At 44.1% G+C, this 13,221-nt stretch carries 13 protein-coding genes; 8 read left to right on the top strand and 5 right to left on the bottom strand.

Features of this window, described 5'->3' with window-relative positions:
- Positions 1-26 precede the first annotated feature (26 nt).
- Positions 27-968 carry a UDP-N-acetylmuramate dehydrogenase gene (gene murB / locus FCL46_RS01090; RefSeq protein WP_136809804.1) on the bottom strand — a complete coding sequence of 314 codons (942 nt, stop codon included), beginning with the start codon at positions 966-968 and terminating at the stop codon, positions 27-29.
- 136 nt (positions 969-1,104) lie between these two features.
- Positions 1,105-1,515, bottom strand: coding sequence for an iron-sulfur cluster assembly scaffold protein (locus FCL46_RS01085; protein WP_136809805.1), 411 nt, complete (start codon positions 1,513-1,515; stop codon positions 1,105-1,107).
- Positions 1,516-1,766: 251 nt separating this feature from the next.
- On the opposite strand from FCL46_RS01085, the gene FCL46_RS01080 reads away from it, so the two are divergent.
- Positions 1,767-3,068, top strand: coding sequence for an ABC transporter substrate-binding protein (locus tag FCL46_RS01080; protein ID WP_136809806.1), 1,302 nt, complete (start codon positions 1,767-1,769; stop codon positions 3,066-3,068).
- Between the two features lie 15 nt (positions 3,069-3,083).
- On the top strand, positions 3,084-5,726 hold the full coding sequence (locus tag FCL46_RS01075) for a hybrid sensor histidine kinase/response regulator (protein ID WP_136809807.1): 2,643 nt from the start codon (positions 3,084-3,086) through the stop codon (positions 5,724-5,726).
- A gap of 48 nt (positions 5,727-5,774) precedes the next feature.
- Here FCL46_RS01075 and pspF read toward each other — a convergent pair whose 3' ends face one another.
- Entirely contained in the window at positions 5,775-6,827 is a 1,053-nt protein-coding gene (gene pspF / locus FCL46_RS01070) for a phage shock protein operon transcriptional activator (RefSeq protein WP_136809840.1), read from the bottom strand.
- Between the two features lie 184 nt (positions 6,828-7,011).
- Between pspF and pspA the strand changes: the two genes are divergently transcribed.
- From pspA to FCL46_RS01045, 5 genes are all read left to right on the top strand, one after another.
- Positions 7,012-7,683 carry a phage shock protein PspA gene (pspA, locus tag FCL46_RS01065; RefSeq protein WP_136809808.1) on the top strand — a complete coding sequence of 224 codons (672 nt, stop codon included), beginning with the start codon at positions 7,012-7,014 and terminating at the stop codon, positions 7,681-7,683.
- A gap of 40 nt (positions 7,684-7,723) precedes the next feature.
- On the top strand, positions 7,724-7,960 hold the full coding sequence (locus FCL46_RS01060) for a hypothetical protein (protein WP_136809809.1): 237 nt from the start codon (positions 7,724-7,726) through the stop codon (positions 7,958-7,960).
- 71 nt (positions 7,961-8,031) lie between these two features.
- On the top strand, positions 8,032-8,409 hold the full coding sequence (gene pspC, locus FCL46_RS01055; protein WP_136809810.1) for an envelope stress response membrane protein PspC: 378 nt from the start codon (positions 8,032-8,034) through the stop codon (positions 8,407-8,409).
- Positions 8,410-8,648: 239 nt separating this feature from the next.
- Positions 8,649-9,482: an HAD-IIB family hydrolase gene (locus tag FCL46_RS01050; RefSeq protein ID WP_136809811.1), complete on the top strand. Its 834-nt coding sequence runs from the start codon at positions 8,649-8,651 to the stop codon at positions 9,480-9,482.
- A 170-nt stretch (positions 9,483-9,652) separates the two neighbouring features.
- Positions 9,653-10,744, top strand: coding sequence for a saccharopine dehydrogenase family protein (locus FCL46_RS01045; protein WP_136809812.1), 1,092 nt, complete (start codon positions 9,653-9,655; stop codon positions 10,742-10,744).
- Positions 10,745-10,786: 42 nt separating this feature from the next.
- Here FCL46_RS01045 and FCL46_RS01040 read toward each other — a convergent pair whose 3' ends face one another.
- Both FCL46_RS01040 and FCL46_RS01035 read right to left on the bottom strand, forming a co-directional pair.
- A complete protein-coding gene (locus tag FCL46_RS01040; RefSeq protein ID WP_136809813.1) occupies positions 10,787-11,473 on the bottom strand; it encodes a CPBP family glutamic-type intramembrane protease in 687 nt (228 codons plus the stop codon).
- A complete protein-coding gene (locus tag FCL46_RS01035; RefSeq protein WP_136809814.1) occupies positions 11,470-11,733 on the bottom strand; it encodes a hypothetical protein in 264 nt (87 codons plus the stop codon). Before FCL46_RS01035 ends, FCL46_RS01040 begins: the two co-directional genes overlap by 4 nt.
- A gap of 604 nt (positions 11,734-12,337) precedes the next feature.
- Between FCL46_RS01035 and FCL46_RS01030 the strand changes: the two genes are divergently transcribed.
- A complete protein-coding gene (locus FCL46_RS01030) occupies positions 12,338-13,183 on the top strand; it encodes a DNA ligase (protein ID WP_217909543.1) in 846 nt (281 codons plus the stop codon).
- Positions 13,184-13,221 lie beyond the last annotated feature (38 nt).

Below are 13,221 nucleotides of genomic sequence, written 5' to 3'. Positions count from 1 at the left end.
TCGTGTGAAGTTCCATACAATGAAAACTACTGGACGAGAAACGAAAGCTCCTCGGCATTCCACTCACCAACCAATCGTACTTCAGGCTCAAGCCGGATATTGCGCTCTCGCTCAGCGGTGTTCACCGCCAGTCGGATAAGTGACAAGACATCAGTTGCTGTGGCGTTGTCCTGATTGATAAAAATATTCCCGTGAAAAGGTGCTATTGCGGCTCCCCCTGAAACAGCCCCTCGAAGGCCGAGTTCATCAATAATACGACCAGTCGGTGCTCCGAATTCACGATTATTTTTAAAGAGAGATCCAGCTGATGGTGCCGTGAAATGGCCTTTATCGACCCTGTCAGAATGATTTTGCTGCATCTTCTGCCTGATTTCGTGCTCCTCACCCGGTTGCAGGTTAAGACTCACTTCAAAAATACACCCTGACATTGTCTGAAATGGAGAACGTTTATAACCGAATTTTTCAGGATCACTGAGAACAGTGGTGAGTGACAGATCGTCATCGATAATAGTAGCATACCCCAATACATCAGCAATAGAAGCGCCATAGCATCTGGCGTTCATCCAGACAGCTCCACCAATAGTTCCCGGCATGCCGTGTATGAATTCAACTCCTGACAGCGACTTGGCAGCAGCAGCGTTACAGACATTTTCAACCGTCGCGCCTGCCTGGGCAACCAATGAGTCTCCAGATATCGTCACACCTGATAATCGTGCCATACTTATGACGACGCCACGTATTCCACGATCAGACACAAGAATGTTCGTCCCCCCACCCAACATAAAAAACGGGAGATTGTGTTCCTGTACAACTACCAGACATCTATGTAACTCCTGGTAAGAACCTGGTGTTAAAAACACATCGGCAGGTCCACCGATACGGAAGGAGGTGTGCTTCTCCATCGGCTCATCATAACTGACAAGTGCGGATGGTAATATACTTTTGATAAGCTGCTGCAACTGATTCATATTTTTTGGATTACTTCCCTTGAAACTATTCAGCGTAAAACACGTTCTGAAAATTTTTCACTCAATCTACATTATAACCTTGCAACCTTGCAACTTAGCAGTTTGTTTTAATGCCGGACCGGCATCAACTATTATGTCAGGATTGTGCCCCTAATTTTTTCAGATACTCTTTCACCGCAAGCTGCAGTGTGGTTTCGGCCAACTGGGCACAGTGCAGATGAGACTCAGGAAGCTGCCCTGTAATCTCCATTATATGCATCATGTTAATTGATTTCAGCTCAGAAATCGTTTTACCACCAGCCAGCATTGCTGCTGCTTCGATACATTGATTGCTCACCGAACATCCATCGGTCCAGTGCCTGGTCCGCTGTACAGTATCGCCTTTGAATCGCAGAGCCAGCTCCATTGTATCACCGCAATTACCGGTGATTTTAACAGTTGAATCTGCGTCTTCTAATGGAGGATTGCCGAGATAATATAACCCAAACCAACCTGCAACAAGAAATAACAATATTACAAACGCCATCAGAATGCCCGACAATTCCATATCCTCAATCCTTTCTCGATAATTCTCTGTAACCAGCTCTCGGCGCACATCCTAACGAATGTACCAGAAATGAAAAGGACTTTTAGCCGTCCTGGTCTACCGCTCGGTAAACACACTTAACAATTCCGCAGTATCCAGTAAATCTTATTTAAAAAAATTTCTATCCTTGAAACGCATTTGATACACTTTCAAGTACAGATAATCACCAACCTCCGGGATCAATTCCCAGCACCTCTCTTATGAGCCAGTAAATGAAAAAGTTTCTGCCAATCGTTCTAATCGCTCTCATCGCCATACTGTTATTCGTAGCTTTCGTCTATTTCAAACAGGATACATCAAAAAACGGACTCAACAGCCCAGCTGGTCCTGTTAAGCAGATAAGTTTCTTTCATTACTTCTCGGGAAACCTTAGTGGCGGCATTGATGAGATGGTCGCCACTGCCAATACAAGCAATCCCAGTCGCCTGATACTTGCCAGTGGCCTGGACCATGAAGCATTTAAATCGATGATTCACACATCGCTTGATCGCGGGAATCCACCAGAGCTGTTCTCCTATTGGGCAGGTGAACGCGTTCAGCAGCTCGTAGATAGGAACCAACTCATGCCGATAGATGATTTATGGGAAGATCTTCATCTTTCAGAAAACTTTTCACCTGAAATTATCGAATCTGCCGTGACCTATAACGGAAAAAAATATCTGTTGCCAATCACTCAGCATCTCGTCGTTTTCTTCTACAACAAGCGACTTTTCGATTCTCAGAATCTCATGCCTCCACAATCGTGGCAGGAGTTCCTTAACATTTGTGAGAAACTGCATAAAAAGGGCATCACCCCCATTGCACTTGGTGCCAAAGAACGGTGGCCTGCCCAATTCTGGTTTGATTACCTGCTGCTTCGTACTGCCGGCCCTGAATACAGGGCAAGACTGATGGCGGGTGAAAGCACCTATACATCTCCTGAAGTTGTTCATGTTTACAAAATCTGGTCTTCGTTGCTTCAGGATAATTACTTTAATCCCAACGCCAATCAACTCGACTGGGCAGAGGCAACTGATCTTGTTCGCCAGGGAAAAGCCGCAATGACTCTTATGGGGACCTGGGCTACACAAACATTTGAAGATCTTCCCTTTGCGCTTAAGCCTGGTGAGGATTATGACTTTTTCCCTTTCCCAACAATGGGCGAAAACATTCCACACGCATCCGTCGGCCCGATTGACGGGATAATTCTCAGTAGAGAATCAGAAAATCACGTCTTTGCAAAAGAAGTGCTCGGATATTTCGCCGAGCAGGAATCGCAAAAAATAATGAGCACCGGTTCCGGAGCTCTTGCCCCGAACGTGTCAATTAACACGAATTTCTACTCACCTTTTAAACAACGCCTACGCGAGGAGATTAGCACTTCATCTCATTGGGTTTTTAATTATGATCTGGCAACCCCGGATACAATAGCTGATAAGGGAATGGACAGTTTTAATGAACTTATTGAATTTCCACTTCAATACTCAGCCATCCTTAAGAACCTGCAAAAAGAAATTGATCAGGAATTAGAATAATTACCGAATTATCTTATGTCATTTCGAAGTAAGCTTTTCATAGCATTCTCTCTTGTCCTTATCCTCGCCATTGGTATTGCAATAACGAGCTGGTTTGGAATGCGTAGCGCTCTGGGAAGTCAGAAAAAAGGCTATGTCTTCCAGAACTATATTGAGCAGGTGTTTCATGCAATGACGCTGGAGGAACAGGAATTCAGTAAAGAAGAAGCTATCAGCCATTCTCATCAGGTTCATTCTTATATAGCAGAAATCCGAAACCAGATTCATACTCTCAAAAAGCAGGCCAGAGAACAGATTCGCCAGAAACAATTATCCAATCTCATTGGCGTTCTAGATAGTTATGAAAAGAAATTTGCAAGATATGTGCAACACATTCTGGATATACAAACTCTCAACAGCAGGTTAGTTACTGAATCTGAAAGACTTCAGCGACGAGTAGAAGAATATACCAGACATCCGGAATCCGGCCGGCAAATATACCTTGCGGCTACAAGAGCTATCATTGGACAAAGCAATTTTACTCACACAGGAAGTGTAAAGCATAGAGAAGAAGCAACCCGATATTTTGATCAACTCCATTTCACTCTTCTGACCTTGGGTGAAAACATAGAGTCAGATGAACAGAAACTGCAGGTATATCGTATTGACAGAGCAGCAACATCGTTTGAAACTGTTTTTCTACATTTCGTCGAACAGGAAAAATCGCTCAATGAAGCACAACAGAAATTACGGGAAGCATTTCTTGAACTCCGACAGGAACTAAGCAGGTCAATAGCTATTGAATTTCAATTAGCCAATGAACATGTCTTGTACCTGCAACGACTTATCATCACTATCGTAATAGTTGCCGTACTCCTTAGCCTGATAGCAACACTCATCCTCTCAAAAATTATTACCCAGCCTATTAACCTGCTCAAACAATCAGCCCAGCGAATCGTGGAGGGTGATCTGAATACCTCTGTAAAAATACAATCATCAGACGAAATAGGTGATCTTGGAATACTCTTTAATCATATGACCCATGAGTTGAGGTCCAGTTTTCATCAACTTGAAAAATACAGAGATCATCTCGAAGAGCTCGTCAAAGAACGTACCCGGGAACTCGAAATCGAAATCAGCGAACGTGAAAATACTGAGAGAGAATTACAGATATCCGAGAAGCGATTTCGTACATTTTTTGATAATTCAACCGACCCAATTCTAGTTGCCAATCCTTCAACCCGTTCATTTGTACTTGCTAATCATGCAATGTGTTCTTTGCTTGGATATACCGAACAGGAATTAACCTCGCTCTCAGTTGATGCTATACATCCGAAGAACGTTCTTCCCAGCATCATGAAAACCTTCGACGAAATGGCTATCGGTAAAGGTACTATCGCCAAAAGCGTACCGATGCTTCGAAATGACGGATCGACATTTCCTGCAGAAATAAGCTCTACAATCATCGAAATAGGTGATCAGCAGTTTATGCTTGGTTGTTTTAGAGACATATCAGAGAGAATAGCGGCTGAAGAAGAGCGCCTCAAAGTACGAAAATTAGAATCAGTCGGGGTTCTTGCCGGGGGAATTGCGCATGATTTCAACAATATTCTAGCAGCAGTACTCGGTAATGTCAGTCTACTGCTCGTACTCACTGACAAAAACGATAAACGCTTTAAACTCCTTAAACAATTAGAAACAGCCTCATTGAGAGCACGTGATCTCACCCAGCAGCTACTGACGTTTTCAAAAGGTGGAGAACCGGTAAAAGAGGTTGCCTCTGTTGCTCAGATAATTAAGGAATCAGCCAGTTTTGTCCTGCGTGGCACTAATATTCGATGTGATTATCTTTTTGATCGCAATCCATGGGTCGCTGAAGTGGATGCAGGCCAGATAAGTCAGGTAATACAGAACATTGTCATTAATGCACAGCATTCAATGCCCGATGGCGGAGTAATAACCATCACGTGTCGTAATGTTATCCCCACCTTCAGCCAGGCTGAGAATTTAGCCAATAAACGATGTCTGGAAATTACAATTTCCGACCAGGGCTGTGGAATCGAAAAACACCTTATTGAGCGAATATTCGACCCGTATTTCACTACTAAAACTGATGGCAGTGGTCTTGGGCTTGCCATAACCCACTCAATCATTGCCAAACATGATGGCAACATTTCCGTGAGCTCATCCCCCTCTAAAGGAACTACATTCTCAATCCTGCTGCCAGCAATTGATACTCCTCTTGAAATACCTCCACCATCAGTACAATCAAATACACAGATTTCTAAAATATCAGGGAAAATTTTGATAATGGATGATGATTTACAGGTGAGAGAAATAACATGCAGCCTTCTTGAACATCTTGGATTTTCTGTAATCACCTCAGCAGATGGAAACGAAGCCATTAGTGAGTACACCAAAAGCATGAAGACCGATAAGCCGATAGATTTAGTGATTATGGATCTCACCATTCCTGGAGGTATGGGAGGCAAGGAGACAGCTGAAAAGATTCTCGCTCTAGACCCTGAGGCAAAGCTCATTGTATCAAGCGGATATTCTCATGATCCGATAATGGCCAATTACCGGGAATTCGGATTTCAGAATTTTCTGAGCAAACCATATCAACTCAGTGAGTTACAAAGTGTACTTAAGCCGATGTTTCCAACGACTATCGATTAAGCGCAACTCACCAGCATATATGTACGTTTGTTATTCCTCTGGTATTCACTATAGATCAAGCACTTCACGGCCATATTTTTTCACCAGCCCCCTGAATTGATCATACGTAAGCCCAAGATGCTTTGCTGCTGCCTTCTGGTTGTGGCGACACAAGGTCAGTGCATCATGTACCATTGATATTTCGAGGTTTTTAACAGCATCCTTCAATGAACGTCTGGTTGTCGGCAGTGTTGTCGTTTGTCTCTGTTGTTCCTGCCTCACCTTTTCATTTAGATCTGGATTTTCAATATCTGCGTATGGCGAGGTAAAAGGATTAAACATGATCTGATCAATGAGATCATCTTCTGCTGAGTAAACTGCCCGCTCTACGACATTTTTCAACTCGCGAATGTTACCAGGCCAGCTATAATTCTCAAGTGCATCAACTGCTTCTGAGTTAAATTCAGGAACATGGTCCCAACCAAGTTCATAGGCCATACGACCGGAAAAATGGCGTGCGAGCACCATTATATCTTCTTCACGAACGCGCAGTGGCGGCAGAAACAATACTTCAAATGAAAGTCGATCAAGCAAATCACGCTTAAATTCACCTTTATCCGCCATAGCCGGCAGATTTGCATTTGTAGCGCCGACAATGCGTACATCTACTTCAACCTGACTGGTCGAGCCAACCCGCTCAAATGAGCCGTATTCCACAACTCGCAAAATCTTTTCCTGAGCCTCCATTGGGATATTGCCTATTTCATCAAGGAATAGCGTGCCACCGTCAGCAGCTTCAAAGCGACCGGTTCGACGTGACTCAGCCCCGGTAAAAGCGCCTTTCTCATATCCGAAAAGCTCAGATTCAATAAGTGTAGGTGAAAGTGCAGCACAGTTCAGAGTAATACATGGCCCTGACCATCGATTGGAAAGATAATGAAGCTTTTTGGCTGCCAGCTCCTTTCCTGTACCCCTTTCACCTATCAACAGTACAGGTCTTTCTACCGCTGCTACTTTAGAAAGGCGCTCCTGAAACAACAAAAAGGGCTCAGATTCTCCAATTGCCTCGCCGGGTGAGGCGGTTCTGGGGGTATATTCTCTATCCTGCCGGGATTCACTCATGGCGTATTTAACCGTATTGTATTTTTTAAAACTACTATATGGCAAATCATACCACCTAGCCACCACTGCAGTCAAACTGTTATCTTGCTGTAATCCCATTCTTTTGCATTTTAATCACATTCCGGCACGCCTTGTGCTTTAAAAGATTCAAAGATTACAACTATCAATACTAATGGAGGATACAATGGGAATTTTCACACGCTTTCGCGATATAGTCAGCTCCAACCTGAGTTCCATGCTCGACAAAGCAGAAGATCCGGAAAAAATGATCAAGATGATGATCAGAGAAATGGAAGACACACTGGTTGAACTCAAATCATCCTGTGCAGGCGTAATAGCTGAAAGAAAAAAACTCGAACGAAAACTTGACGAAATCAAATCAGGAATCTCACTCTGGTCTGATCGTGCCAACCTTGCTGTCGAAAAAGGAAGAGATGATTTAGCACGTGAAGCACTTATGGAAAAACGTCGATTCGCCGAACTTGCAGAGTCGATCTCTGAAGAAATTTCAGATCATGGTGGCCTGATTGATCAGTACCAGGGTGACATTCGTGAGCTTGAAATTAAGCTCAACAGCGCCAAAGAAAAGAAACGAATGCTGGTTCAGCGACACAAGCGGGCTAATGGTAAAAAAAGGGCTCAGCAAGATATTCGACGAATGGACAGCGTTGAAACGATGGCACGCTTTGAAGGCCTGGAACGCAGAATTGATCATATGGAAGCAGAAGCAGATATGGTAAATTTCGGCAAGCAACCGACTCTTGATGAAGAATTCGAAAACCTCGCTACAGACGATGATATCGAAAACGAACTTGAGAAGCTCAAAGCTGCGAAACAGAATGCAAACAAACACTAAGACGTCTGGTAACTCAGACTGCAGACGGAGCTAACCAACAATGACTTCAGTATTCATAGTGGCCATCGTTTTTGGATCTATACTGACTTTTGTCGCTATTGTCTGCGGCACAGTACTTGCCATAATAAAAACGCGACGCTCAGGCCTCACGGGCGGCTCTGGCAAAAACCAGAGCGAAGAGGCCCGGGTGATCCAGGAAATTTACCAGGGCCTTTCACGCATGGAAGAACGTATCGACGCTCTGGAGACAATCCTGATGGACAAACAGGATAAATAGTGTCTAAACGAAAACCTGGAAATTGAGAAAATCAGCGGTTTTCTGTCGGGCATTAAATAGAGGATAAAAAAATGAGCAACAGCATACGAAAAAACGGCATTTACCGCTCTCGTGAGGGAGTTCTACTCGGCGTCTGCCAGGGAATCGCCGACCATTATGACCTGTCAATCTTCTGGGTTCGCTTCGGCCTGGTTATAGTGTTCATGCTAAGCGGTTTCTGGCCGGTAATCGGAATCTACATCGTGGCCGCACTGTTAATGAAACCACGACCAGTACAACCGATACAATCTGATGACGAGCAGGAGTTTTACGACAGCTATGTCAACTCCCCACGCAGCGCCGCCCAACGCTTACGACGAAAATACGAAACCCTGGAGCGACGTATACGACGCATGGAAGACAAGGTCACCGGTAGTGATTTTGAGTGGGAAAGGAAATTCAATTCGTAAGCTGAATGACCGCCACCCAATGACAGGGCTATAACATTTACGCCCCCCGGCCTCCCCAAACGACAGGCAGCTTGCTTATATGCAGGCTGCCTGTTGCTATTCTTCCTGGTCGTTATTCCAGCCAGACCACCCAACCTGTCTTGCTTTGTTTTTCAACAGCTTTAGTGTAGAGAATAGATTGCAGTAAGCAACTCGAAAGCTACACAAAAAAAGAAAACAGGAAAGGCGCCGGACTACCAATGAACAGCACATCATTAAGCGCAGTATTTACAGATCTTGACGGCACTTTACTTAACTCAGCACGGAAAGTAAGTGAAGCTAACCTCGCCTGCTTACAACTGCTTGGTCAACAAGAGACTGTCAGAGTAATAGCTACCGGCCGATCCTGGTATTCATTTAGACAGGTTATCGCATCTGATTTCCCTGCGGATTTTTTGATCTTTTCCTCAGGGGCAGGCATTGTCGATCTGCGAAACGGCAAACTCCTGAAGAAAGCGAGCCTCTCTGCTCCAGAGATTGGTGATATCACTGCCTCACTGGAATCGCAGAAAGCAGACTTCATGGTACATCACCCCATCCCGGAAAATCATCGATTCACATATCGCCGAAACAGTTCAAACAACACAGACTTCAATCGCCGAATCGACCTCTATAAAGAATTTGCATGTAATGTCGAATCTACTGGTAACTATCCTAAAGAAGCAACGCAGGTCATAGCTATTCTGACCGATAATCCTGACAGATTTACTGCCTTAAAATCCACTTTGAACGGATTCCAGATTACCAGGGCAACATCTCCACTTGATCACAGCTCTATCTGGCTCGAAATTTATCCCCAAAATGTTCACAAAGGCAGCGCAGCCTCCTGGCTCTGCCAGCACCTGCAAATCGACCCGAATACAACTATCGGCATAGGTAATGACTATAACGATATAGAACTACTCGAATTTACCTCTCGCAGCTATATGCTGGCGAATGGCCCCCGGGAACTCCATGCTCACTACCTGAACAGTAGCTCCAATGATGAAAATGGCTTTAGCAACTCCGTCCGTCACGCGCTTGCCAACACATAATACTCGCCAGACATTCAACTCTGTACTATTGTTTACTCTATGAAATTGCAGCAAATCATTGTTGATTATTGGCAATCACAGCAACAAAAACACTCCTGACATTTGCATTACGCACATTTAAACGGCATGCTTATAAGAAGATTTTTAATAATCAAAACAGGAGATAAACCATGAGAGGACGTATACAATCAATTCTCGTGCTCGGTCTCGGCAAGGTAGGGTTCCTTGTGGCAGAACTCCTGCACCTGACAGGCTTCAAGGTTACCGGGGCAGACCTTTCCCCTATTAAACACAAGCCATACAACACGATACAAATAGATGTCACTAGCCCAACAGATATTGAGCAAAAGCTGGATGGCTATGACGCTGTAATTTCCTGCCTGCCATATCATTTTAATCTCGGTATCGCCTCAATTGCACATCAAAAAGGGATTCATTACTTTGACCTGACTGAAGATGTACCCACCACCAAAACCATAATAGAAATGAGCAAAGACTCCTCAATTGTTATGGCACCGCAATGCGGTCTGGCTCCCGGTTTTATTGCTATCGTCGGAGCTTCGCTTGCTGCCGGTTTTGAGAGAATCAGATCAATCAAACTCAGGGTAGGTGCTCTGCCCCAGCATCCCACAGGATTACTGGGATACGCATTTAACTGGTCTCCTGAGGGTGTTGTTAATGAGTACCTTAACGATTGTGAAGTGATAGAAGAAGGAAAGCATAAATGGGTATCTCCCATGGAGTGGCATGAGACGCTGGTCATTAATGGTATCCAACTGGAGGCCTTTACAACTTCCGGGGGGCTCGGCACTATGTGTGAGACCTTCTTAGATAAAGTGGATAATCTGGATTATAAATCTATCAGGTATCCCGGTCATGTACAGCAGATGAATTTTTTCTTTCATGAATTACTCATGCGCGAACAACGTGAGCTTGCAGGCAAAATCCTTACCAATGCCAAACCGGCCGTTAATGATGATGTGGTCTTTGTACACGCTTCTGCAGAAGGCTGGAAAAACGACCAACTGTTCCGGGACGAATTCGTTAAGGCCTACTACCCCATAACTCTTGGAACTATCGACTGCCGCGCAATATCCTGGACAACTGCTGCATCAATATGTTCAATCGTTGAGATGGTCAATAATGGGTCTTTACCTGAGAAAGGTTTTATAAAGCAGGAGGAGATCCCGCTGGAAGATTTTCTAAAGACTAAAAATGGCAGGTTATATACAGGTACTCAACATGGGGGAATTATGGTGTAAGTGCCACATAACAATAAACACTGATTCGAATAAGGCATTTACTTACCACAAAAACCAGCTATCTGTTTTAACAACATAGATTGCCAGAGTGATATTTGTCACGCCATGGGCGACGATACAGCTTATCAGGTCTTTTCTAACAATCCACAAGCCTGTCATCAGTAAACCGAAACCAATTGAGGCTGGCCACTCATACGTATTGTGACCGGACGCGAACACCACCGTGGAAATAATGACAGCTGGCCATGACCAGGCTCCCGGCAAAACGGTATTTACAGAATGATCATCAAGTGCAGTTATAAGCGGATCACTGTCATGGCGCTTACGTGCCTCCCACCACTGCAGAGCAAGGCGAAAGACAAAACCGCGCATCATTATCTCTTCAAATACAGGAACAAGCAGTCCGGCCGTGAGCAATCTCACCATAAAAGCAGAACCGGACCACGGCTCAGCCTCTGAGGCGTCGGCAAAAGGAGTCAATAGCACAATCCACACAGCAAGCCCGATTATTCCAGTTACAACACCGGTTATGACTGAGCCTGATACAGACTTAGGACCTGTCATCGGCATGTACCACTTCCAGCCCCATACAAGCAATGCCACACAGGCGACTATTCGCAGTCCGTAGTTCATCTCGATGGGCATAAAATCACCCAGAGCTGAAGCTATAAACACATATGCTAGAAATGGTGCAGCGAAAGGAACTAGAAGCCTACGGTTATTGATCATGTGTTGTCTTTATCACTTTTGGAGGCAAGTTCCGCTTTTTCAGCCTGTTCAAAACGGCGGGTGCGGATAAAATCTATTATAGCCCACAAAAGCAGCACAACACTCCCTACCCGATTAAAGGTAAGATGCTCAAGCATTTCAGGGTCATTGGTGATCCAGCCGTCATAGAAACACCATAACCCCATGACAGCCAGGATGGCGGGAAACACATACGGACTAAATTCAGGTGGTGACGGCCGATCTTCTTTTTCTTCAATCATTATATATCCCTTGAAGTATCAGAATTTACAATAGAAGCATTCAGCCTTTGAAAGACTTGCCCCCCCAGCAACTCATTCATACAGTAACCATTCCCAGTGAATATCAAACCCAAGGAGGCAATTTGCTCCATCGCCAGACATACTGGTAATCAGCCGTTTACCACTCCTATACTATTAAATCAGAAGATAATGGCAACAGGAAAATTATAGCGACATAACAATATGTTCCGCACAAATCGTTATTATTAAATTACAATCGCCACCACAGCACCTATCAAACAGTGACTGCATTCACTATCTACACATCACTAATATGTCGAGTAAATGTATTTTCCACTTCTAACCCGTACCATATCTACCCTGACTTAGTATCCTCTCAGAATTAGCAAGAATACTATTGCTCTCACACAAATTGAATTACTACCCAATAGCCCCTCAATCCTTAGGATATTTCGACAATCACACCACATAACTGATTCATACCATCACTGTTCATCCAGGTATTTATGTAAGAAAATAGAGTGATTGCCCGACTATGATCATTTAAAACTTTTGAATATAGCGAAATATTGGTTGTAAATGAAAAGTATATTGGAGGATGAAGATGTTTTCAAAATACCTTAAGATTGTTTGGCTGCTTTTGTGTAGCACCGTTCTACTCACGACATCCTCTCAGGCCGCGGGGTTAATGCTGGCAAAAGCCTATGACAAACAAATCGATGTTACAGGTTGGTTGATGAGTGAAAAGCTTGATGGTGTTCGCGGTTACTGGACCGGCAAACAACTACTATCAAAAAATGGAAACATCCTCCATCCACCCAAAGTATTTGTGCAGGACCTCCCACCTTTTCCACTGGAAGGTGAACTATGGGGAGGCAGAAATAGTTTTGAAAAAACCGTTTCTATCGTCAAGAAGCAACAGGCTCATGACGGCTGGCTACACCTCAAACTCGCTATTTTTGATGTCCCAAATACGCCTGGCGGATTTACTGAACGAATGAGAAAGGCAGAAGAATGGTTTTCAGCTCGTCCCTCACAATATGCTTTCATCATTCCCCAAACCAGAGTTGCTGACCACAACCACTTACAGCAGGAACTGTCAAAAATAGAAGAGCTTGGTGGGGAAGGATTGATTGTTCGAAAAGCGGAAGCCCTCTACACTGCAGGACGGAGTACAGAAGTTCTCAAGGTTAAAAATTATCAGGATGCCGAAGCAGTCGTTATCTCTCACATACCCGGAAAAGGTAAAAACGAAGGCAGACTCGGATCGATTTTAGTTGAACTCAATAACGGAAAACAATTTAAAATCGGCAGCGGCTTTAGTGATGCCGAAAGATCGATGCCCCCTCCTATTGGCTCAGTTATTACCTTCAAATTTTATGGCAAATATCAATCAGGAACGCCTAAATTCCCATCCTATTTACGCATCCGGCACGATCAGAACCTGTAAGCAAACATGTACTATTTTGTCCTTTTCAAAAAAGGTAA

The organism is Desulfosediminicola flagellatus, from assembly GCF_005116655.2.
In the GTDB taxonomy this organism is placed as follows: domain Bacteria; phylum Desulfobacterota; class Desulfobulbia; order Desulfobulbales; family Desulfocapsaceae; genus Desulfopila; species Desulfopila flagellata.
Note: the sequence above shows the minus strand (reverse complement) of the source record. Positions and strands in the feature narration are given on the sequence as shown.